This is a genomic window from Streptomyces corchorusii (genome assembly GCF_001514055.1).
In the GTDB taxonomy this organism is placed as follows: Bacteria; Actinomycetota; Actinomycetes; order Streptomycetales; family Streptomycetaceae; genus Streptomyces; species Streptomyces olivaceoviridis.
In genome coordinates, this window is the sequence record NZ_KQ948351.1 from 439,481 (window position 1) to 461,641 (window position 22,161).

General features: G+C 72.2%; 16 protein-coding genes. All 16 read left to right on the forward strand.

Features of this window, described 5'->3' with window-relative positions; genetic code table 11:
* The first annotated feature begins 205 nt into the window (after positions 1-205).
* The 16 genes from folC (at position 206) to rplU (ending at position 22,151) form a co-directional block, all read left to right on the forward strand.
* Positions 206-1,720, forward strand: a complete 1,515-nt coding sequence (gene folC / locus AQJ11_RS01925; RefSeq protein ID WP_014672708.1) for a bifunctional tetrahydrofolate synthase/dihydrofolate synthase — start codon at positions 206-208, stop codon at positions 1,718-1,720.
* 7 nt (positions 1,721-1,727) lie between these two features.
* Complete coding sequence (locus AQJ11_RS01930; RefSeq protein WP_014672707.1) at positions 1,728-2,090, forward strand: DUF4233 domain-containing protein; 363 nt, start codon at positions 1,728-1,730, stop codon at positions 2,088-2,090.
* Between the two features lie 65 nt (positions 2,091-2,155).
* On the forward strand, positions 2,156-2,569 hold the full coding sequence (gene ndk, locus AQJ11_RS01935) for a nucleoside-diphosphate kinase (RefSeq protein ID WP_014672706.1): 414 nt from the start codon (positions 2,156-2,158) through the stop codon (positions 2,567-2,569).
* A gap of 261 nt (positions 2,570-2,830) precedes the next feature.
* Positions 2,831-3,850 carry a rod shape-determining protein gene (locus tag AQJ11_RS01940; RefSeq protein WP_014672705.1) on the forward strand — a complete coding sequence of 340 codons (1,020 nt, stop codon included), beginning with the start codon at positions 2,831-2,833 and terminating at the stop codon, positions 3,848-3,850.
* Positions 3,851-4,015: 165 nt separating this feature from the next.
* A complete protein-coding gene (gene mreC, locus AQJ11_RS01945) occupies positions 4,016-4,954 on the forward strand; it encodes a rod shape-determining protein MreC (RefSeq protein ID WP_014672704.1) in 939 nt (312 codons plus the stop codon).
* Positions 4,955-4,967: 13 nt separating this feature from the next.
* Complete coding sequence (gene mreD, locus AQJ11_RS01950) at positions 4,968-5,645, forward strand: rod shape-determining protein MreD (protein WP_058080519.1); 678 nt, start codon at positions 4,968-4,970, stop codon at positions 5,643-5,645.
* Between the two features lie 146 nt (positions 5,646-5,791).
* Positions 5,792-8,044 (forward strand): penicillin-binding protein 2, encoded by a 2,253-nt coding sequence (gene mrdA, locus AQJ11_RS01955; protein ID WP_059261599.1) that lies wholly within the window; start codon positions 5,792-5,794, stop codon positions 8,042-8,044.
* On the forward strand, positions 8,041-9,237 hold the full coding sequence (rodA, locus tag AQJ11_RS01960; RefSeq protein ID WP_058080517.1) for a rod shape-determining protein RodA: 1,197 nt from the start codon (positions 8,041-8,043) through the stop codon (positions 9,235-9,237). Before mrdA ends, rodA begins: the two co-directional genes overlap by 4 nt.
* Positions 9,238-9,286: 49 nt before the next feature.
* Positions 9,287-10,789 carry a CYTH and CHAD domain-containing protein gene (locus AQJ11_RS01965; protein ID WP_059261600.1) on the forward strand — a complete coding sequence of 501 codons (1,503 nt, stop codon included), beginning with the start codon at positions 9,287-9,289 and terminating at the stop codon, positions 10,787-10,789.
* 70 nt (positions 10,790-10,859) lie between these two features.
* Positions 10,860-12,821 (forward strand): TIGR03960 family B12-binding radical SAM protein, encoded by a 1,962-nt coding sequence (locus AQJ11_RS01970; protein ID WP_059261601.1) that lies wholly within the window; start codon positions 10,860-10,862, stop codon positions 12,819-12,821.
* Positions 12,822-12,977: 156 nt separating this feature from the next.
* Entirely contained in the window at positions 12,978-14,090 is a 1,113-nt protein-coding gene (locus tag AQJ11_RS01975; protein ID WP_059261602.1) for a hypothetical protein, read from the forward strand.
* 46 nt (positions 14,091-14,136) lie between these two features.
* Positions 14,137-14,907 carry a TIGR03936 family radical SAM-associated protein gene (locus tag AQJ11_RS01980; RefSeq protein WP_014672696.1) on the forward strand — a complete coding sequence of 257 codons (771 nt, stop codon included), beginning with the start codon at positions 14,137-14,139 and terminating at the stop codon, positions 14,905-14,907.
* A gap of 262 nt (positions 14,908-15,169) precedes the next feature.
* Positions 15,170-19,693 carry an Rne/Rng family ribonuclease gene (locus tag AQJ11_RS01985; protein ID WP_208616422.1) on the forward strand — a complete coding sequence of 1,508 codons (4,524 nt, stop codon included), beginning with the start codon at positions 15,170-15,172 and terminating at the stop codon, positions 19,691-19,693.
* Between the two features lie 147 nt (positions 19,694-19,840).
* A complete protein-coding gene (locus AQJ11_RS01990; protein ID WP_059261603.1) occupies positions 19,841-20,593 on the forward strand; it encodes a phosphocholine cytidylyltransferase family protein in 753 nt (250 codons plus the stop codon).
* Entirely contained in the window at positions 20,581-21,642 is a 1,062-nt protein-coding gene (locus AQJ11_RS01995) for an iron-containing alcohol dehydrogenase family protein (protein WP_059261604.1), read from the forward strand. Before AQJ11_RS01990 ends, AQJ11_RS01995 begins: the two co-directional genes overlap by 13 nt.
* A 188-nt stretch (positions 21,643-21,830) precedes the next feature.
* Positions 21,831-22,151, forward strand: coding sequence for a 50S ribosomal protein L21 (rplU, locus tag AQJ11_RS02000; protein ID WP_006132815.1), 321 nt, complete (start codon positions 21,831-21,833; stop codon positions 22,149-22,151).
* Positions 22,152-22,161 lie beyond the last annotated feature (10 nt).

Consider the following 22,161-nt stretch of genomic DNA (forward strand, 5'->3'; position numbering starts at 1 on the left):
ACCGGCGCCTCGCAGCGGGTTGGCGAGGCATGCGCCCCGCCCCGCGTCCGAGCGCCCCGCAGCGGCACGGCGAGACAAGCCGCCCCGCCCCCGAGTGCCCCGCAGCCGGTCGGCGAGGCAAGCCCCACCCGCGCCGCCCGGTCCGCGAGACAAGCCACCCCATACCGGCGCCCCGCCGCAGGCGTCCGCTCCGTAGACTGGCCCCGTGAGCGAAGCGCCCGGCACCAGCGACACCCCCGACCCCCTCGACTCCTTCGACGAGATCATCGAGGCCGAGACCACCCGCGACCCCGACCTCGCGGTCATCGAGGCCGGCAGCCGCACCCTGCGCACCCAGGGCGGCCCTGCGCAGGCGGACGTGCCCGCCCGCCCCGAGGACCCCGAGGTCGACAAGGCCCTGCGCGAGGTCGAGGCCGAGCTGGCCACCCGCTGGGGCGAGACGAAGCTGGAGCCCTCGGTCAGCCGCATCGCCGCGCTGATGGACGTGCTGGGCGAGCCCCAGCGGTCGTACCCCTCGATCCACATCACGGGCACGAACGGCAAGACCTCCACCGCCCGCATGATCGAGGCCCTGCTCGGCGCCTTCGAGCTGCGCACCGGCCGCTACACCAGCCCGCACGTGCAGTCGATCACCGAGCGGATCAGCCTGGACGGCGCCCCGATCACCGCCGAGCGGTTCATCGAGACGTACCAGGACATCAAGCCGTACGTCGAGATGGTCGACGGGCAGCAGGAGTACCGGCTGTCCTTCTTCGAGGTGCTCACGGGCATGGCGTACGCGGCCTTCGCGGACGCTCCCGTGGACGTCGCCGTCGTCGAGGTCGGCATGGGCGGCTCCTGGGACGCCACCAACGTGATCGACGGCGACGTCGCCGTCGTCACCCCCATCGACCTCGACCACACCGACCGGCTCGGCGAGACGCACGCGCAGATCGCCGGCGAGAAGAGCGGCATCATCAAGCAGGACGCGACCGTCATCCTGGCCCAGCAGCCGGTGGACGCGGCGCAGGTGCTGCTGAAGAAGGCCGTGGAGGTCGACGCCACCGTGGCCCGTGAGGGGCTGGAGTTCGGCGTCGTCGACCGGCAGGTCGCCGTGGGCGGGCAGCTCCTCACGCTGCGCGGCCTCGGCGGCGAGTACCACGAGGTCTACCTGCCGCTGCACGGCGCCCACCAGGCGCACAACGCGGCCGTCGCGCTCGCCGCCGTGGAGGCGTTCTTCGGCGTGGGCGCGCAGCGCGCCGAGCCGCTGGACATCGACACCGTGCGCAAGGCGTTCGCGGCCGTGTCGTCCCCGGGCCGGCTGGAGGTCGTACGGCGCTCTCCCACCGTCGTGCTGGACGCCGCGCACAACCCCGCGGGTGCCGAGGCCACCGCCGAGGCCGTGCGGGAGGCGTTCGACTTCACCCGGCTGATCGGGGTCGTCGGCGCGAGCGGCGACAAGAACGTGCGCGGGCTGCTGGAGGCCTTCGAGCCGATCTTCGCGGAGGTCGTCGTCACGCAGAACTCCAGCCCTCGCGCCATGGACGCGGACGAGCTGGCTGCGATCGCCGTCGAGGTGTTCGGCGACGAGCGCGTGCAGGTCGAGCCGCGGCTGCCGGACGCCCTGGAGGCCGCGATCACGCTGGCCGAGGAGGAAGGCGAGTTCGCGGGCGGCGGTGTGCTGGTGACCGGTTCCGTCATCACGGTCGGCGAGGCCCGGCTGCTGCTGGGGAAGGGCTGAGTCGACCATGCGTACGCTCTGTGCATCGACCCTGATCGGCGAGTTCTTCGTCATCGGCTTCGCCGGGCTCGTCGCCATGAAGGACCCGGACCTGTCCACGTCGACGGTGTGGCTGGTCAGCGGCATCGCCATGCTGCTGTGCGTGCTGCTGTGCGGCATGGTGACCCGGCCCGGCGGGGTGGCCCTCGGCTGGGCCCTGCAGATCGCGCTGATCGCCTCCGGTGTCGTCGTCCCCACCATGTACTTCCTGGGCGCGGTGTTCGCGGCCCTGTGGTGGGCGTCGGTGCACTTCGGGAGAAAGGTGGACGAGGCGAAGGCCCGCTTCGCGGCCCAGGCCCAGTCCTCCTCCTCCACGCCTGACGCTGCGTAACAACGGCCCCGACACGCCCTGTAACCTCGTCCCACCGCACCCGCAAGCCGTGTAAGGAGCCTTCCGTGAGCCAGCGCACCCTCGTCCTCCTCAAGCCCGACGCCGTCCGTCGTGGCCTGACCGGCGAGATCATCAGCCGCATCGAACGCAAGGCCGGCTGGCAGATCACCGCGCTGGAACTGCGCACACTGGACCAGGACACGCTGGAGCAGCACTACGGCGAGCACAAGGGCAAGCCCTTCTACGAGCCGCTGGTGGAGTTCATGTCCTCCGGTCCGGTCGTCGCGCTGATCGTGGAGGGCGAGCGGGTCATCGAGGGCGTGCGCCAGCTCGCCGGCCCGACCGACCCGATCGCCGCCGCGCCCGGCTCGATCCGCGGTGACTACGGCGTGATCGTCCGCGAGAACCTGATCCACGCCTCCGACTCCGAGGAGTCCGCCGAGCGCGAGGTGAAGATCTTCTTCCCCGGCCGCGCGTAACGTCCGTCCGCCGCGGAGAGGGTCCGGGACCACGCCCGGACCTTTCTGGCACAGTCCTGGCATTTGAGGGAACGAGCGCCCCCGAACGCCCGTCTCCACAAGCGGGGCGGCACGCCATCTGGTGACAATGGCGGAGACCCTCGCGCAGTGTTCGTGCAGGCGCGTTTACGATGGAAGCCTTCACGTCACAGCACCCGCCTCGCCGACCTGACATGCCCTCAAACGCTCAGGACGGCCAGATGAATCCGGATGGGGAACTCAATGTCGTTCATCGGCCGTGACATGGCTGTCGACCTCGGGACCGCCAACACGCTGGTGTACGTCAGGGGTCGCGGGATCGTACTGAACGAGCCGTCCGTCGTGGCGATCAACACCAACACGGGTGGGATCCTCGCGGTCGGTGCCGAAGCGAAGAAGATGATCGGCCGGACGCCGGGCAACATCGTGGCGGTTCGTCCGCTGAAGGACGGCGTGATCGCCGACTTCGAAATCACCGAGCGGATGCTCCGCTACTTCATCCTGAAGATCCACAAGCGGCGGTATCTGGCCCGGCCGCGGGTCGTCGTCTGTGTGCCCTCGGGCATCACGGGCGTCGAGCGCCGGGCGGTCATCGAGGCGTCCTCCCAGGCCGGCGCCCGTCAGGTGCACATCATCGAGGAGCCCATGGCCGCCGCCATCGGCTCCGGTCTGCCGGTCCACGAGGCCACCGGCAACATGGTGGTGGACATCGGCGGCGGCACCACGGAGGTCGCGGTCATCTCGCTCGGCGGGATCGTCACCGCCCAGTCCATCCGCGTCGCCGGCGACGAACTGGACAACGCGATCATCCAGTACATCAAGAAGGAGTACAGCCTCCTCCTGGGTGAGCGCACGGCGGAACAGATCAAGATCACCATCGGTTCGGCGTACGACCTCGACACCGACGAGCACACCGAAGTCCGCGGCCGGGACCTGGTGTCCGGGCTGCCGAAGACCGTCGTCATCTCGGCGGCCGAGGTCCGCAAGGCGATCGAGGAGCCGGTCAACGCGATCGTGGACGCGGTGAAGACCACCCTCGACAAGTGCCCGCCGGAGCTGTCCGGCGACATCATGGACCGGGGAATCGTTCTGACCGGCGGAGGAGCCCTGCTGCGCGGGCTCGACGAGCGGCTGCGGCGGGAGACCGGCATGCCGATCCACATCGCCGAGGACCCCCTGGACAGCGTCGCGCTCGGCTCCGGCAAGTGCGTCGAGGAGTTCGAGGCGCTCCAGCAGGTCCTGGACGCCCAGCCGCGCAGATGACGCGACTCTTCGATTCCGCCGTACGAGACGTTCTCCTCTCGTGCGGCGGATCGTTGACATAGAGGCATAAGCTCCCACGAATGGGCCTCTTGGGCCGCGGCACAGCACGCGCGTTCCCTAGGGGTCCGACGAATTCCTACTTGAGGAAGGGCACGGCCGCCGCACGTGAGGGACACGAAAGAGAGCCGGCTGCTCCTGGTCCTGTTGGTCGCCATCGCGTTCGCGCTGATCACGGTGGACATCCGCGGAGGCCGGAACTCCCCGGTCGACGGTGCCCGGCACGCCGCCGCGGCGGTGTTCGGCCCGGTCGAGAACGGGCTGTCCTCCGCGGTGAACCCGGTCGGCGACGCCGTCTCCGCGGTCCGCGCCTCCGGCAGTCGGCACGACCGGCTCGCCGCGCTGGAGAAGGAGAACGCGGCGCTCAAGGCCAAGCTCGGCAGCGACGACCGCAACCGCAGCCGCCTGAAGCAGCTCGACAAGCTGCTCAAGGTGGCCGGCGAGGGGCAGTACGGCATCAAGGGCGCCCAGGTCATCGCCATAGGCTCGGCCCAGGGCTTCTCCTGGACCATCACCATCGACGCCGGCGCCGACGACGGCATCAAGCGGGACATGACCGTCCTGAACGGCGACGGCCTGGTCGGCCGGGTCACCACCGTCGGCCCCAGCACCTCCACCGTGCTGCTCGCCAACGACCCGGACTTCACCGTCGGCACCCGCATGGAGGCCGGCGACGAACTCGGCTTCGCCTCCGGGCAGGGCGACCGCCCGCTGCGCGTGGAACTGCTCAACGGCAAGGCGGAGGTGAAGAAGGGCGACCGGCTCGTCACGTTCGGCTCGCAGGCCGACAAGCCGTTCGTGCCCGGTGTCCCGGTCGGCGTGGTCTCCCGCGTCGACCCCTCCGGCGGCGGCCTGACCCGCACGCTGTACGTCACCCCGTACGTCAGCTTCACCAAGCTCGACATCGTCGGCGTGGTCGTGGCGCCACCGAAGCAGGACCCGCGGGACACCGTGCTCCCGGCCAAGCCGAAGCCGGTCCCGACGCCGACGGTGACCGTGACGGTCACCCCGTCGGCCGACGCCCCCGCCACCGACGAGCAGCAGTAGGAGCTGTATCCCCATGCGTGTCAACCGGATCCTGCTCGCCACCCCGCTGGTCGTCGTGGCCCTGGTGATCCAGGTGAGCGTCCTCGCCCGGCTGCACCTGCCGGGCGCCGTCCCCGACCTGCTGCTGCTCACCGTCCTCGGCCTGGCGATGGTCTACGGCCACGTGGGCGGCGCCCTCGTCGGTTTCGGCGCCGGTCTCCTCGCCGACCTGGCCCCGCCGGCCGACCACGCGGCCGGCCGGTACGCGCTCGTGCTGTGCGTCATCGGCTACTTGGCCGGGCTCGTCAAGCCGGAGAACGGCCGGCTGAAGTCGGCGAGCGGCCCGATGGCCGTCGTGGTCGCCGCCGCCATCGGCTCCACCCTGCTCTACGCCGGGGTGGGCGCCCTGGTCGGCGACACCGCCGCCCGCCATGTCGGCCTGCCGGGGCTGCTGTTCTCCGCCGCCCTGTACGACCTGCTGCTCGCCCCGTTCGTCGTGCCCGGCGTGATGTGGCTGGCCCGCCGCGCCGACAACGACCCGCTCACCGAGACCGGGCCTGCGGCCAAGGCCGGGGACATCTCCTCGGGCTGGCTCTCCTCCGGCACGGGTCTGCGCATCGGCAGCCAGCGCAGCGGTCTGGGCGCCCTGAAGGCCAAGGCGCGCACGCGCTCCGCCCGGGTCGGCCGCATCAAGGGGGTCAAGCGGCTGTGAGGGACGGGCAGTTCCACACCGGTGGGCCGGCCTCCGATGAGTTCACTCGAACGGGTAAGCGTTCCCGGAACGCGGGTTCACAGGCCGGTCGTTCATCATTCGTACGCGTTCTCGCACAGGCGCACTGAGAGGGGGAGACAGCCGCAGTGACCAACATCCCCGAGACCGGTCGGACCCCACGGGTCCAGATCCGGCTCGTCGTCATCCAGATCCTCGTTCTCTCCCTCCTCGGCACGCTCGGCGGCCGGTTGTGGTACCTCCAGATCCGGGAGGGCGCCGAGTACCAGAAGGAGGCGTCCGGCAACCACGTCCAGCAGGTCGTCGACCCGGCCGTGCGCGGCGACATCCTGGACGCCCGGGGCGTCCCCCTCGCGGACAACGAGACCCGCCTGGTGGTCTCCGCCTCCCGCACCGACCTGCTGAAGCAGAAGGACGACGGCAAGGCCGTCCTCACCAAGCTGGCCGGCGTCCTCGGCATGAGCCCCGCGGAGGTCATGCAGAAGGTCCGGCTGTGCGACGCCAAGACCCCCCAGCCCTGCTGGAACGGCTCGCCCTACCAGCCGATCCCGATCACCGACGAGGCCACCGCCAAGCAGGCCCTGCAGATCCGCGAGCGCTCCGAGGACTTCCCCGGCATCACCGCCGAGCCCGAGGCCGTCCGCCGCTACCCGGGCCCCGGCAAGTCCAACACCGCGCAGGTGCTCGGCTATCTCTCGCCCGTCACCGACGCCGAGATCCAGCAGGCCAAGGACTCCGACTCGCCCTACCTGCGCTCCGACATGGTGGGCCGCTCCGGCCTGGAGCGGACGTACGACAAGGTGCTGCGCGGCAAGGCCGGCGTCACCCGCTACGAGGTCGACAACCTCGGCCGGGTCATCGGCAAGGCCAAGTCGGACGCGGCCGAGTCCGGTTCGAACCTGGTCACCAGCATCGACTCCCGCGTCCAGCGGGTCGCCGAGTACGAGCTGGACAAGGCGATGAAGGCCGCCCGCCAGCAGTTCGACAAGATCACCGGCACCAACTACAAGGCGGACTCCGGTGCCGTCGTGGTGATGGAGGCCAAGACCGGCCGCATCGTCGCCATGGCCTCGGCGCCGACGTACGACCCGAACGTCTGGGTCGGCGGCATCTCCGCCAAGGACTACAAGGCCCTCACCGGCAAGGACTCGGACTACCCCTTGCTCAACCGGGCCATACAGGGCCAGGCCGCTCCCGGCTCGACGTTCAAGGTGGTCTCCACGGCCGCCGCGGTCGAGGCCGGCTACGACTTCGACGGCCGCTACCCCTGCACCAGCTCCTACTCGGTCGGCGGCCAGGTCTTCAAGAACTTCGAGGGCGAGAACTTCGGCCCGATCCCCCTGGGCCGCGCCCTGGAGGTCTCCTGCGACACCGTCTTCTACTACCTGGCCGACAAGGAGTGGAAGAAGGACGGCGGCATCAACCCCAAGAAGGGCCAGCCGAAGGACTACTTCTACAAGGCCGCCCACCAGTTCGGCCTCGGCAAGGAGACCGGCGTCGACCTGCCCAACGAGGTCACCGGCCGCGTCCCCGACCGCCAGTGGAAGCAGGCGTACTGGAAGGCCAACAAGGACGCCTGGTGCAAGACCGGCAAGAAGGACGGCTCCTACGTCGAGAAGATCGCCTACGAGAACTGCCTCGAAGGCAACAAGATGCGCGAGGGCGACTCGATCAACTACTCCATCGGCCAGGGTGACACCCTCGTCACCCCGATCCAGGAGGCCGTGATCTACGGCGCCGTCGCCAACGGCGGCACGATGTACCAGCCGACCATCGGCAAGGCGATCATCAGCGCCGACGGCAAGACGGTGCGGGAGATCAAGCCGACGAAGCGCGGCAGGCTGCCCGTCAGCCAGGCCACCCTCAAGGGCATGGACGACGCCTTCGCGGGCGTCATCACCCGCGGTACGGCGGCCTGGAAGTTCGGCGGCTGGCCGCAGGACAAGATCCCGCTGCACGCCAAGACCGGTACGGCCGAGGTCTACGGCAAGCAGACCACGTCCTGGCTGGCCACCTACTCCAAGGACTACACGGTGATCATGACGATCGCCCAGGCCGGTACGGGTTCCGGCGCCTCCGGTGAGGCCGTGCGCAACATCTACAGCGCGCTCTACGGCGTCCAGGGCGACGGCTCCATCGACAGCAAGAAGGCGCTGCTGCCCGAGCCGCAGAAGGGCCTGCCCAAGGTCCGCACGGACGGCACCATCGCCGCCCCGAAGGTCGCCGGCGACCCGGCGAAGGACGCCGAGACCGCCCAGAAGAACAACCCGACCAACGGCGACGGCCAGCAGCCCGCGGGCACCACGCCCTCGCCCGGCACGGGCAACCGCGACACCCGCAGACGGCCTCGCAGGAGGGGAAGCCGGAGGATGCCCTCATGACCGGCGCGAACAGCTTCTCCGTCTCCGGGTACGGCCCCGAGCGGGCCGGCTGGACCAGGATCTTCGCCCGCGACTCGCTCACCCGCCGGCTGGACTGGCCGATACTGCTCGCGGCCACCGCCCTGTCCCTGCTGGGCTCCCTGCTGGTGTACTCGGCGACCCGCAACCGCACCGAGCTGAACCAGGGCGACCCGTACTTCTTCCTGCTCCGGCACCTGATGAACCTCGGCATCGGGATCGCCCTGATGATCGGCACCGTCTGGCTCGGCCACCGCGCCCTGCGCAACGCCGTGCCGATCCTCTACGGCCTGTCGGTGCTCCTCGCCCTGGTGGTCCTCACCCCGCTCGGCGCCACGATCAACGGCCAGCGCAACTGGCTGGTGATCGGCGGCTTCTCGCTCCAGCCCGCCGAGTTCCTCAAGGTGTCGATCATCCTCGGCATGGCCATGATGCTGGCCGCACGGGTGGACGCGGGCGACAAGCCGTACCCCGACCACCGGACCGTCTTCCAGTCCCTGTGCCTGGCCACCGTCCCGATCCTGATCCTGCTGCTCATGCCCGACCTCGGCTCGGTACTGGCCATGGTGGCGATCATCCTCGGCGTGCTGCTCGCCTCCGGCGCCTCCAACCGCTGGGTCTTCGGTCTGCTCACCGCCGGTGTCATCGGCTGCGTCGCGATCTGGCAGCTGCACATCCTGGACGAGTACCAGATCAACCGGTTCGCGGCCTTCGCCAACCCCGACCTGGACCCGGCCGGTGTCGGCTACAACACCAACCAGGCCCGCATCGCCATCGGCTCCGGCGGACTCACCGGGGCCGGGCTGTTCCACGGTTCGCAGACCACCGGCCAGTTCGTGCCCGAGCAGCAGACCGACTTCGTCTTCACGGTCGCGGGGGAGGAGCTGGGCTTCCTCGGCGCCGGCTTCATCATCTTCCTGCTCGGTGTCCTCCTGTGGCGCGCCTGCCGGATAGCGCGTGACTCGACCGAGCTGTACGGGACGATCGTCGCCGCCGGGATCGTCGCCTGGTTCGCCTTCCAGTCCTTCGAGAACATCGGCATGACCCTCGGCATCATGCCGGTCACCGGTCTGCCCCTGCCGTTCGTGTCGTACGGCGGCTCGTCCATGTTCGCGGTCTGGGTCGCGGTCGGACTGTTGCAGTCGATCAAGGTGCAACGGCCCATGTCGGCGTAGACCCGGCGCCCTCTGCCGTACCGGCGCCCCGGACTACTAGATTCGGTGCATGGCGGATGCGAAACGCGAGATCGAGCGCAAGTACGAGTCCGACGACAGCGGGCTGCCGGACCTGACCGGTGTCGGGGCGGTGGCGGCCGTCCTGGACAAGGGCCTGATGGAACTCGACGCCACGTACTACGACACCGTCGACGAACGTCTGGCCGCCGCCGCCCTCACCCTGCGCCGCCGCACCGGCGGCGCGGACGCCGGCTGGCACCTGAAGTTCCCGGTCGCCCCCGGAGTCCGCGACGAGATCCAGGCCCCGCTCTCCGACACCGTCCCCGAGGAGATCGCGGCCCTCGTCCGCTCCCGCGTCCGGGACGCGGCGCTCGTCCCGCTGGTCCGGCTGCGCTCCGCCCGCGACGTCCGGCACCTGGTCGACGCCGACGGCGCGCTGCTGGCCGAGGCCAGCGTCGACGCCGTGACCGCCGAGCGGTTGAGCGGCGGGAGCGGGGCCGCCCAGTGGACCGAGATCGAGGTGGAACTGGCCGACGGCGGCGACCCGGCCCTCCTCGACCAGCTGGAGAAACGCCTGGGCAAGGCGGGCGTACGGCCGTCCCGGTCGCCGTCGAAGCTGGCGCGTGCCCTGGAGGAGACGGCCGGCGGCCGGCGCCGGAAGCAGGCCGGGCCCCCGCCGCCGGTGACCGCCGGCGACCACGTCCTCGCCTACCTCCGCGCCCAGCGGGACGCGCTGGTCGAACTGGACCCCGCCGTCCGCCGCGACCTGCCCGACGCCGTGCACCGCATGCGGGTCGCCACCCGCCGCGCCCGCAGCACCCTGCGCACCTTCGGCGCCCTCCTGGACCGCACCGTCACCGACCCCGTCGGCGCCGAGCTGAAGTGGCTCGCCGGCGAGCTGGGCGTCGACCGCGACCAGGAGGTGCTGGCCGACCGCCTGACCACCGCCCTCGACGCGCTCCCGGCCACCCTGGTCACCGGCCCCGTCCCCGAGCGGCTGAGCGCGTGGTCCCGGGCCCGGCGCGGCGGCGCCCACGCCCACCTCACCGGGGTGCTGGACTCCCGCCGTTATCTGGCCCTGCTGGACGCCCTGGACGCCCTCCTCGCGGACCCGCCGCTGCGCGGGGCGGCCGGCAAGAAGCCGGGGAAGGCCCTTGCCAAGGCCGTGCACAAGGACGAGAAGAAGCTGACGGACGTCCTGGAGCACGCGCTGGCGCTGCCGCCGGGGCAGGACCGCGACCTCGCCCTGCACGAGGCCCGCAAGAAGGCCAAGCGCACCCGCTACGCCGCCGAGGCCGCCACCGAGGCGCTGGGCGCCCCCGCCCGCGCCCTGACCAAGGCCATGAAATCCCTGACCACCGTCCTGGGCGACCACCAGGACAGCGTCATGGCCCGCCGCACCCTGCGCGAGCTCGCGGCGGTGGCGCACGCGGCGGGGGAGAGCGCGTTCACCTACGGGGTGCTGTACGGCAGGGAGGAGGCACGGGCGGCGGCGGAGGAGGCGGAGCTGCCCCGGCTCTGGGAGGAGATCAGGTCCGGGGCGGTTCGCTGAGCGTTCGGGGGAGGCCGCCGGGCGGGTTAGGCTTGATGGTCCCCCCTGTCAGCTCATGAAGGTTCGCGAGATGCCTGTCGAGTCGGTTTTCCCGCAGCTCGAAGCTCTGCTCCCGCACGTGCAGAAGCCGATCCAGTACGTCGGTGGAGAGCTCAATTCCACGGTCAAGCCGTGGGACGAGTGCGACGTCCGCTGGGCGCTCATGTACCCGGACGCGTACGAGGTCGGCCTGCCCAACCAGGGCGTCATGATCCTCTACGAGGTCCTCAACGAGCAGGAGGGCGTCCTCGCCGAGCGCACCTACAGCGTGTGGCCGGACCTGGAGGAGCTGATGCGGAAGCACGGCGTCCCGCAGTTCACGGTGGACAGCCACCGCCCGGTGAAGGCCTTCGACGTGTTCGGCCTCAGCTTCTCCACGGAGCTGGGCTACACGAACATGCTCGCCGCGCTGGACCTGGCCGGCATCCCGCTGGAGTCCAGGGACCGCACGATCGACGACCCGATCGTCCTGGCCGGCGGCCACGCCGCCTTCAACCCGGAGCCGATCGCCGACTTCATCGACGCGGCGGTCATCGGCGACGGCGAGCAGGCCGTGCTGGACATGACCCGGATCATCCGCGAGTGGAAGGCCGAGGGCCGCCCCGGTGGCCGCGAGGAGGTCCTCTTCCGTCTCGCGAGGACCGGCGGGGTCTACGTACCGGCGTTCTACGACGTCGAGTACCTCCCCGACGGCCGTATCGCCCGTGTGGTCCCCAACAAGTCGGGCGTCCCGTGGCGTGTGTCCAAGCACACGGTCATGGACCTGGACGAGTGGCCGTACCCCAAGCAGCCGCTGGTCCCCCTGGCCGAGACGGTCCACGAGCGCATGTCGGTCGAGATCTTCCGCGGCTGCACGCGCGGCTGCCGCTTCTGCCAGGCGGGCATGATCACCCGTCCGGTGCGCGAGCGCTCCATCACGGGCATCGGCGAGATGGTGGACAAGGGCCTGAAGGCGACCGGCTTCGAGGAGGTCGGCCTGCTGTCGCTGTCGTCGGCCGACCACTCGGAGATCGGCGACGTCGCCAAGGGCCTCGCCGACCGCTACGAGGACGACAAGATCGGCCTGTCCCTGCCCTCCACCCGCGTCGACGCCTTCAACATCGACCTGGCGAACGAGCTGACCCGCAACGGCCGCCGCTCGGGTCTGACCTTCGCCCCGGAGGGCGGCTCGGAGCGCATCCGCAAGGTCATCAACAAGATGGTCTCGGAGGAGGACCTGATCCGTACGGTCGCCACGGCCTACGGCAACGGCTGGCGCCAGGTGAAGCTGTACTTCATGTGCGGCCTGCCGACGGAGACCGACGACGACGTCCTCCAGATCGCCGACATGGCGACCCGCGTCATCCAGAAGGGCCGTGAGGTCTCGGGCTCGAACGACATCCACTGCACGGTCTCGATCGGCGGTTTCGTCCCCAAGCCGCACACCCCCTTCCAGTGGGCCCCGCAGCTCTCCGCCGAGGAGACGGACGAGCGCCTCGCGAAGCTCCGCGACAAGATCCGCGGCGACAAGAAGTACGGCCGCTCCATCGGCTTCCGCTACCACGACGGCAAGCCCGGCATCGTGGAGGGCCTGCTCTCCCGCGGCGACCGCCGCATCGGCGCCGTCATCCGCGCGGTGTACGACGACGGCGGGCGCTTCGACGGCTGGCGCGAGCACTTCTCCTACGACCGCTGGATGCGGTGCGCCGACAAGGCCCTCGCCCCCTTCGGCGTGGACGTCGACTGGTACACCACCCGTGAGCGCGGCTACGAGGAGGTCCTGCCCTGGGACCACCTCGACTCCGGCCTGGACAAGGACTGGCTCTGGGAGGACTGGCAGGACGCCCTCGACGAGACGGAGGTCGAGGACTGCCGCTGGACCCCGTGCTTCGACTGCGGCGTCTGCCCGCAGATGGACACCCACATCCAGATCGGCCCGACCGGCAAGAAGCTGCTCCCCCTGACGGTGAAGAACGCGGGTCCGACGCCGGCCGCGAGCGGCCACACGCACTGACGCGAGCGCGGCACCGCCACTCTGCGGCCCCGAGAGCCCCCTCTTCCGACGGAGAGGGGGCTCTGTCGGCGTTCGGGGAGCCCGCCGGGCCGGAGTCCCGCACAGCGCGCGTGACCTGACCGGATCCGAACGGGCGGTCCGCGCGTCTACCCCTGTATGGACCTCCAGAAGCCGCCGCCCGCCTCCCACCGGCCCGAAGGGTGCCTCGTCGTCGCCGTCCGCCTCCCGGTGCGGATCGTCGTCCTGGTGCTGGTCCTGCCGGTGCGGATGGTGTGGGACGCGCTCGTCGTCACCGGGCGGTTCCTGCGGGACACCGTGCTCCGGCCGCTCGGGCGGGCCCTGCTGTGGGCCGGCCGGGCCGTGTTCGTGTGGCCGTTCGCGGGCGTGTGGCGGTACGTCCTGGTGCCCGTCGGCCACGCCCTCGCCTGGCTCGGCACCGTCCTGCTGGTGGTGCCGGCCGTGTGGTGCCACCGGTACCTCCTCACGCCCGTCGGCCACGCCCTCGCCTGGCTGGCGCGCGGGGCCGCAGCCGGGCTCGCGTGGGTGTACGCGCGCGTGCTCACCCCGGTCGGGCACGCACTGACCTGGCTGCTGAAGGGAACCGGCGCGGTACTGGCCGCCCTCGGCGCCGGGGCGTACACGGCCGTCGCCCGGCTGCTGCGGTACCTGCTCGTCGTACCCGCGCGGTGGCTGTACACCTGGGTGCTCGCGCCCGTCGGCCGGGCCGTCGCCTGGTGCGCGCGGGGAGTGGGGTGGCTGCTGGGACTGGTCGTCACCGGTGCCGGCCTGGCCCTGTACTGGACGGGCCGCGTCCTGTTCGTGCTGCCCGCGCTCGCGCTGTGGCGCTGGGTGCTCGCACCCGTCGGCCGGTTCCTCGCGGTCGTCGGGCGCGAGGCGGGGGAGGCCCTCGGGCACGCCTGGCGGGTCGCCGGGCGGATCTCCCTGGTCGTCGGGCGCGCGCTGGGCACCCTCTTCCGGTGGATCTTCGTGGAGCCGGTGCGCTGGGTGTACCGGACCGTCCTCACCCCGGTCGGACACGTCGTGCGGGACGCGGTCCTGCGGCCCCTCGCGCAGGGCCTGCGCGCGGTGGGCCGGGTCTCGCGGGAGGCGCTGGCCACGGCCCGGGAGACCGTGCGGCAGGCCCGCGCGGACGTCCGCCGGATGCTGTTCGGAGAGCCCCGGCGGCGACAGGCGGTGGACCGGCGGGAACCCATCGCCCGCGACACACGTACTCTTGGTAGGAGTACGACCGCTCTCACGAAGGACTAGGACACTGGGCAAGCGACAGCCCGAAGGCCCGCCGCCCGCACCCGCGGTGCAGCGCATCCGTCTGCGCTACACCAAGCGCGGCCGCCTGAGGTTCACCAGCCACCGAGACTTCCAGCGCGCCTTCGAGCGTGCGCTGCGCCGCGCCGAGGTGCCCATGGCGTACTCGGCCGGGTTCACGCCGCACCCGAAGGTGTCGTACGCCAATGCCGCACCCACCGGCACGGGCAGCGAGGCGGAGTACCTGGAGATCGCGCTCACCGAAGCGCGCGATCCCGAGACCCTGCGCGTCCTCCTCGACGAGTCGCTGCCCGCCGGGCTCGACGTCGTCGAGGCGGTAGAGGCGCGGACCTCGGGCCTCGCCGACCGGCTGACGGCCTCCGTGTGGGAGCTGCGGCTGGACGGCGTCGACCCGGCCGACGCCGAACGCGCGGTCGAGGCCTTCACCAAGGCCGGCACCGTCGAGGTGCAGCGGTTGACCAAGAACGGCGTCCGCACCTTCGACGCCCGCCCGGCCGTGGTGAGCCTGGAGACGCACGGTGCGCCGGCTGATAGGCCGAGCGACCAGCCCTGTGCGATACTGCGGCTGGTTGTTCGGCACGTGACGCCTGCCGTACGACCCGACGACGTCCTGTCCGGTCTCCGCGCCGTGGCCGACCTGGCGCCGCCGGTCCCCGCAGCGGTGACCAGGCTGGCGCAGGGGCTGTTCGATGAAGAGACCGGCACGGTGACCGACCCGCTCGCGCCCGACCGCGAGGCTGCCGGGGCCCTGACGGCCCAGCCGGCCGCCGCCGCGACGGCGCCGGAAGGTCCCGCGTAGGGACGGACGTCGTAGCGCCGCCCTCGTACTCGGGAGCCACCTGGGTCGGGCAGCGCACCGACCAGAAGACTTTCGCCAGGCCGTACCGACAAGGCGTACGGAACCGGCGAGACAGGACACAGAGTGCTCCCGTGCGGCGCCCGCGCCCCGGACGGCGGCCATCGCGCATCGCGCGGGCCGCGGACGTCAACGGCGGACGGTCCCCTGAGACCGGCGCCGGACCAGGTGCGGCGCCCGGGAGCCTGACGGGAGAAACGCCCGCATGCTCGAACCGACCGAACCCCAAGAGGGTTCCGAACTGAACACTCCGAGCGACACCCTGCCGCCGCGCAGGCGTCGCCGTGCCGCTTCTCGCCCGGCGGGCCCGCCCGCCGCGGCGGAGGCGCCCGCGGAGGTCACCGTGCCGGCCATACCGGCCGCGGAGGCCGACGAGGTCACCGAGGTGACCGAGGACGTCGGCGAGGCTCAGGTGACGGAGGCCGCTGCCGGCGAGGCCGCGCCCGCCGAGGAAGCCGCTCCCGCGCGTCCGCGCCGGCGTGTGGCCCGCCGGGCGTCCGCGCCCGCCGGTTCGCCGTCGTCCGCCGAGGCCGCGGAGACCGTCGTACCGGCCGAGCCGGAGAAGACCGCCGCCGTCCCCGAGGCCGGCGCGGTCGTCGTCGGTGAGGAGGCCGCCCCGCGCCGCACCCGGCGCCGGGCCACGCGCAGCGTGTCGACGCCGGCCGCCGAGGCCGGCGAGTCCGCCGTGGCCGCCGAGGCTCAGGTGACGGAGGCCGCTGCCGGCGAGGCCGCGCCCGCCGAGGAGACCGCTCCCGCGCGTCCGCGTCGGCGTGTTGCCCGCCGGGCGTCCGCGCCCGCCGGTTCGCCGTCGTCCGCCGAGGCCGCCGAGACCGTGGTCCCGGCCGCCGCGTCCGCCACGGCGGCTGCCGCCGAGGCCGAGACCCCGCAGGAGCCCGCCGCCGAGGAAGCCGCTCCCGCGCGTCCGCGTCGCCGGGCCACCCGCCGGGCCTCCGCGCCCACCGGTGCTCCGAAGGGCGCCGAGGAGACTCCGGTCGCCGCCCCGGTGGCGCAGCCGGAGGCCGCTGAGGCCGCTGAGGCCGTCGAGGAGGCGCCGGAGGCCGTCGCCCCCGCCGAGGAGGCCGCTCCGCGCCGTACGCGTCGTCGTGCCACGCGCCGAGTGTCCACGCCCGGCCCCGAGGACGCCGTGGAAACCGGGGAGGCCGTGGAGGCCGCTCCGGCCGCCGAGGCCGCTGAGGCCGCCGAGAGCGCTGAGGCCGTCGAGGAGGCGCCGGAGGCCGTCGCCCCCGCCGAGGAGGCCGCTCCGCGCCGTACGCGTCGTCGTGCCACGCGCCGGGTGTCCACGCCCGACACCGCCCCCGCCACCGAGGAAGCCGCTCAGGCCGAGGCCGCGGTGACCGCCCACACCCCGGAGGTCCCCGCGACCACGCACACCACCGAGCCGGCCGCGGCCACCCAGCCCGTCCAGGCGCCGCAGGCTCCCGCACCGGCCGCCGAGGCCGAGGCCGGGGCGCCCCGCCGGGCCCGGCGCAGGGTCGTCCGCGCCGCGTCCGGGTTCGCCGAGCCCGGCCGGACCACCGCCCCGCCGGCCGCCGAGGCGGAGGAGGCCGAGGCCCCGCGCCGGCCCGCCCGCCCCGCCGTCGCCGTCTTCCAGGCGCCGGTGTTCACCGAGCCCCAGTTCCAGACGCCGCAGCGGGCCGCAGCCGAGGCGGCTGCCGAGGCCGCCGAGGTCGACGAGGCCGTGGAGGCGGAGGAGACCGAGGAGTACGCGGAGGAGCGCGCCGAGGCCGGTGGCCGCCGGCGCCGGCGCCGCCGCGGTGCCGCCGCCGAGGAGAGCAGGCCGGCCGACACCGCCGTCGAGGACGAGGAGCCGGAGGAGGCCGAGGAGGCCCCGGAGGCCGCCGAGGACCTCGCCGAGGGCGAGGAGGGCGACGAGACCGAGGGCGCCGAGGGCTTCGAGGAGTCCGGCTCCCGCCGTCGCCGCCGCCGGGGCGGACGCCGTCGCCGGCGCGGTGACGCGGCCGAGGGCGAGTCCGAGGGCCTGGACGGCGACGCCGAGGAACTGGCCGCCGAGCAGGCGGCGCAGGACGCCGAGGACACCGCCGAGCAGGAGGAAGAGGACGCCGAGGAGGCGCGCGGCGAGGAGTCCGGCGGCTCCAGCTCCAGCAGCCGCCGGCGCCGTCGCCGGCGCCGCCGGGCCGGTGACACCTCCGTGGACGCCGAGCCGTCCGAGGACGACCCGGAGCGCACGGTCGTCAAGGTCCGCGAGCCGCGCAAGCCCAGCGAGCCGTCCGACGAGGTGCAGTCCATCAAGGGCTCGACCCGTCTGGAGGCCAAGAAGCAGCGCCGCCGGGAAGGCCGTGAGCAGGGGCGCCGCCGCGTTCCGATCATCACCGAGGCCGAGTTCCTGGCCCGTCGCGAGGCCGTCGAGCGCGTGATGGTCGTCCGTCAGCACGGCGACCGTACGCAGATCGGCGTCCTGGAGGACGGCGTGCTCGTCGAGCACTACGTCAACAAGGAGCAGTCGACCTCGTACGTCGGCAACGTCTACCTGGGCAAGGTCCAGAACGTGCTGCCGTCGATGGAGGCCGCCTTCATCGACATCGGCAAGGGCCGCAACGCGGTCCTGTACGCCGGTGAGGTCAACTTCGAGGCGCTCGGCATGGCGGGCGGGCCGCGCCGGATCGAGTCCGCGCTCAAGTCCGGCCAGTCCGTCCTCGTGCAGGTCACGAAGGACCCGATCGGGCACAAGGGCGCGCGGCTCACCAGCCAGGTCTCCCTGCCCGGGCGCTACCTCGTGTACGTCCCCGAGGGCTCGATGACCGGCATCAGCCGCAAGCTGCCCGACACCGAGCGGGCCCGGCTGAAGACCATCCTCAAGAAGATCGTCCCCGAGGACGCGGGCGTCATCGTGCGCACCGCCGCCGAGGGCGCGAGCGAGGACGAGCTGCGCCGGGACGTCGAGCGGCTCCAGGCGCAGTGGGAGGACATCCAGAAGAAGGCCAAGAACGGCGGCAACGCTCCGACGCTGCTGTACGGCGAGCCGGACATGACCGTCCGGGTCGTGCGCGACATCTTCAACGAGGACTTCTCCAAGGTCATCGTCAGCGGTGACGAGGCCTGGCAGACGATCCACGGGTACGTCTCGCACGTCGCCCCGGACCTGGCCGGCCGGCTGTCGAGGTGGACCTCCGAGGTCGACGTCTTCGCCACCTACCGGATCGACGAGCAGCTCGCCAAGGCGCTGGACCGCAAGGTCTGGCTGCCCAGCGGCGGTTCGCTGGTGATCGACCGGACCGAGGCGATGGTCGTCATCGACGTCAACACCGGCAAGTTCACCGGCCAGGGCGGCAACCTGGAGGAGACGGTCACCAGGAACAACCTGGAGGCGGCCGAGGAGATCGTGCGCCAGCTGCGGCTGCGCGACCTCGGCGGCATCATCGTGATCGACTTCATCGACATGGTCCTGGAGTCCAACCGGGACCTGGTGCTGCGCCGCCTGCTGGAGTGCCTGGGCCGCGACCGTACGAAGCACCAGGTCGCGGAGGTGACCTCGCTGGGTCTCGTCCAGATGACCCGCAAGCGGGTGGGCCAGGGCCTGCTGGAGTCGTTCTCCGAGACCTGTGTCCACTGCAACGGGCGCGGTGTCATCGTCCACCTGGACCAGGCGACCGCGAACGGTGGCGGCGGCAAGCGCAAGAAGCGCGGCCGGGGCGCCGAGGCGCCGGAGCCCGTGCACGAGCATGTGCACGAGACCGCCGCCGTGGCCGTGGAGACCGGCGAGGCCGTCGAGCCCGAGGTGGAGACCGCCGTGGAGGTGGCCGCCGAGGTCGCCGAGCCGGTGGCCCTGCCGGCGCCCGAGTTCGCGCCGGACGAGGAGCTCTACAGCAGCGTCGCCGAGGCGGAGGCGGCGGCCACCCGTGGCCGTACGCGGCGCCGGGCGAGCCGCCGGGTGTCGGCTCCGGCGGGCGCGCCGAAGGCGGAGAAGGCGCCCAGGGCCGAGCGGGCGTCCAAGGCCGGGAAGGCCGCCGCGGAGACCGCGGAGGCCGCGGTTCCGACCGCCCAGGAGGTCACCGCCGAGCAGGCGGCGGCGCGCCCGGTGCAGCCGGAGCCGGCCGCCGAGGCGCTGGCCGAGCCGGTGGCCGTCGAGGACCAGGTGGTCCCGGCGCCGCAGGCCGAGGCCCCGGCCGCCGAGGAGGCCGCGCCCAAGGGCCGTACGCGCCGTCGGGCGACCCGGAAGGTGTCGGCCCCGGCCGGCTCGCCCGAGGGTGCCGAGGCGGCCGTCGTGACGGTGCCGGAGACGGCGCCCGCGGCCGAGGCACCGGCGGAGCAGCCCGCTCCGGTCGACGCGGCCTCGGTCGAGGAGCCGGCGGAGGCCGTGAGCGCCGCCGCCCCGGCCCGCCCGCGCCGCCGTGCGGTGCGCAAGGCCACCGCGCCGACCGCGCCCGAGGAGTCGGCCGTCGTGGTCGTTCCGTCGGCCGCGGCGGAGGAGGCCCCGGCGGCGGAAGCCCCGGTCGCCGAGGCTCCGGTGACGGAGGAGACGGCTGCCGCGGAGCCGGCGGCCGAGGAGGCCGCGCCGGCCAAGAAGACCGCCCGCAAGACGGCGGCCAAGAAGGCCACGGCGAAGAAGACGGCCGCCAAGAAGACCGCGGCCAAGAAGACGGCCGCGAAGAAGACGACGGCCAAGAAGGCCACGGCGAAGAAGACGACCGCCGCGAAGTCGACGGCGAAGAAGACCACCACGGTCTCCACCGCCGCGGACGAGGACTGAGTCTCGTCCCACCGGGGTGTGGTCCTGTCCCTCAGGGCAGGACCACACCCCTTGTCGGGGCCTTGGAGCGAGTTCTCCTCGGGGCGCCGGAGCCGAGTCAAGACGTACAGTGCCTCGGCACAGCTGAAACAAAGGAGAGAAACCGCGATGATAGGCCTCGTTCTGGCGGCCGGCGCCGGGCGCCGTCTGCGCCCCTACACCGACACCCTGCCCAAGGCCCTGGTGCCGGTGGGCCCCGAGGGCGCGGAGGAGTCGCTGACGGTCCTGGACCTGACGCTGGGCAACTTCGCCGAGGTGGGGCTGACCGAGGTCGCGATCATCGTCGGCTACCGCAAGGAGGCCGTGTACGAGCGCAAGGCGGCCCTGGAGCAGAAGTACGGCCTGAAGCTCACCCTCATCGACAACGACAAGGCCGAGGAGTGGAACAACGCCTACTCCCTGTGGTGCGGCCGTGACGCGCTGAAGGACGGCGTGATCCTCGCCAACGGCGACACCGTGCACCCGGTCTCCGTCGAGAAGACCCTGCTCGCCGCACGCGGCGACGGCAAGAAGATCATCCTTGCCCTGGACACGGTGAAGAGCCTGGCCGACGAGGAGATGAAGGTCGTCGTGGACCCCGAGAAGGGGGTCCGCAGGATCACCAAGCTGATGGACCCGGCGGAGGCGACCGGCGAGTACATCGGCGTCACCCTGATCGAGGGTGACGCGGCCGAGGAGCTGGCCGACGCGCTGCGGGCGACGTTCGAGCGGGACCCGCAGCTGTACTACGAGGACGGGTACCAGGAGCTGGTCGACCGCGGCTTCAAGGTCGACGTGGCGCCGATCGGCGAGGTCAGCTGGGTCGAGATCGACAACCACGACGACCTCGCCCGCGGACGGGTGATCGCGTGCCAGTACTGACCCGGCTGATTCCCTCGCCGGTCGTGGTGGACATCCGCGCGGGTGCCCTGGACGACCTGGCGAGTGTTCTCGCCGACCAGCGGATCTCGCACTCCGGGCGGCTCGCCGTCGCCGTCAGCGGCGGCTCCGGGGCGCGGCTGCGCGAGCGCCTCGCGCCCTCGCTGCCCGGGGCGGTCTGGTACGAGGTGGGCGGCGGCACCCTGGACGACGCCGTCCGGCTGGCCGACGAGATGAAGTCGGGTCACTACGACGCGGTGGTCGGTCTCGGCGGCGGCAAGGTCATCGACTGCGCGAAGTACTCGGCGGCGCGCGTCGGCCTGCCCATGGTCGCCGTCGCCACCAACCTCTCCCACGACGGGATCTGCTCGCCCGTCTCCATCCTGGACAACGACGCGGGCCGTGGCTCCTACGGGGTACCGACCCCCATCGCCCTCCTGATCGATCTGGACGTGATCCGTGAGGCGCCGATGCGGTTCGTGCGCTCCGGCATCGGTGACGCCCTGTCCAACATCTCCGCGGTGGCGGACTGGGAGCTGGCCAACCGCGTCAACGGCGAGAAGGTCGACGGCCTGGCCGCGGCCATGGCCCGCCAGGCGGGCGAGGCCGTGCTGCGGCACCCGGGCGGCTGCGGCGAGGACGAGTTCCTGACCGTGCTGTCCGAGGGGCTGGTGCTGTCGGGCATCGCCATGTCGATCGCCGGGCACACCCGCCCGTCCTCCGGCGCCTGCCACGAGATCAGCCACGCGCTCGACCTGCTCTACCCCAAGCGGGCGGCGAGCCACGGCGAGCAGGTGGGACTGGGCGCCGCCTTCGCCATGCACCTGCGCGGCGACACCGAGCACGCCCTGCTGATGGCCGAGGTGCTGCGCCGGCACGGGCTGCCGGTGGTGGCCGAGGAGATCGGGTTCGGCGACGACGAGTTCGTCCGCGCCGTGGAGTACGCGCCGCGGACCCGGCCCGGCCGCTACACGATCCTGGAGCACCTGGAGCTGTCCCCGGAGGGCATCAGGAAGGCGTACGCCGGCTACGTGGCCGCGGTGTCCGGCTGAGCCCGGGCCCGGTTTGACCCCTACGGTCCGGGCCCGTAACCTTGACCGTCGGCGTGTCCACTGAACACGCCACATCCCCGTAAACCTCTTCCTCCCGGGCACACGGTTGGCCGGGAGAGGTTGTCCGTGGGTTTCCCGGGCGACTGGCCTGCGGGGGTGCCGTTTCTTCGAGCGAAAGTGAGATCCGCGTGTACGCCATCGTGCGCAGCGGTGGTCGCCAGCACAAGGTTGCTGTCGGCGACATCGTTGAGGTTGACAAGATTTCCACTGCCAAGGTTGGCGACACGGTCGAGCTCTCGACCCTGCTCGTTGTCGACGGCGACTCCGTGACCAGCGACCCGTGGGTGCTGGCCGGCATCAAGGTCCAGGCCGAGGTCGTGGACCACCACAAGGGCCAGAAGATCGACATTCTGCGCTACAAGAACAAGACCGGCTACCGCCGTCGTCAGGGCCACCGCCAGCAGTACACGGCGATCAAGGTCACTGAGATCCCCGCGGCTGCGAAGTAAGGGACTGAGG

Coding starts and splice junctions, on each gene's coding strand:
- AQJ11_RS01940 (WP_014672705.1), top strand. CDS start 2,831: ATGTCGTTCATCGGCCGTGACATGGCTGTCGACCTCGGGACCGCCAAC.
- AQJ11_RS01985 (WP_208616422.1), top strand. CDS start 15,170: ATGCTCGAACCGACCGAACCCCAAGAGGGTTCCGAACTGAACACTCCG.
- AQJ11_RS01990 (WP_059261603.1), top strand. CDS start 19,841: ATGATAGGCCTCGTTCTGGCGGCCGGCGCCGGGCGCCGTCTGCGCCCC.
- AQJ11_RS01930 (WP_014672707.1), top strand. CDS start 1,728: ATGCGTACGCTCTGTGCATCGACCCTGATCGGCGAGTTCTTCGTCATC.
- mreD (WP_058080519.1), top strand. CDS start 4,968: ATGCGTGTCAACCGGATCCTGCTCGCCACCCCGCTGGTCGTCGTGGCC.
- AQJ11_RS01970 (WP_059261601.1), top strand. CDS start 10,860: ATGCCTGTCGAGTCGGTTTTCCCGCAGCTCGAAGCTCTGCTCCCGCAC.
- AQJ11_RS01975 (WP_059261602.1), top strand. CDS start 12,978: ATGGACCTCCAGAAGCCGCCGCCCGCCTCCCACCGGCCCGAAGGGTGC.
- rodA (WP_058080517.1), top strand. CDS start 8,041: ATGACCGGCGCGAACAGCTTCTCCGTCTCCGGGTACGGCCCCGAGCGG.
- AQJ11_RS01965 (WP_059261600.1), top strand. CDS start 9,287: ATGGCGGATGCGAAACGCGAGATCGAGCGCAAGTACGAGTCCGACGAC.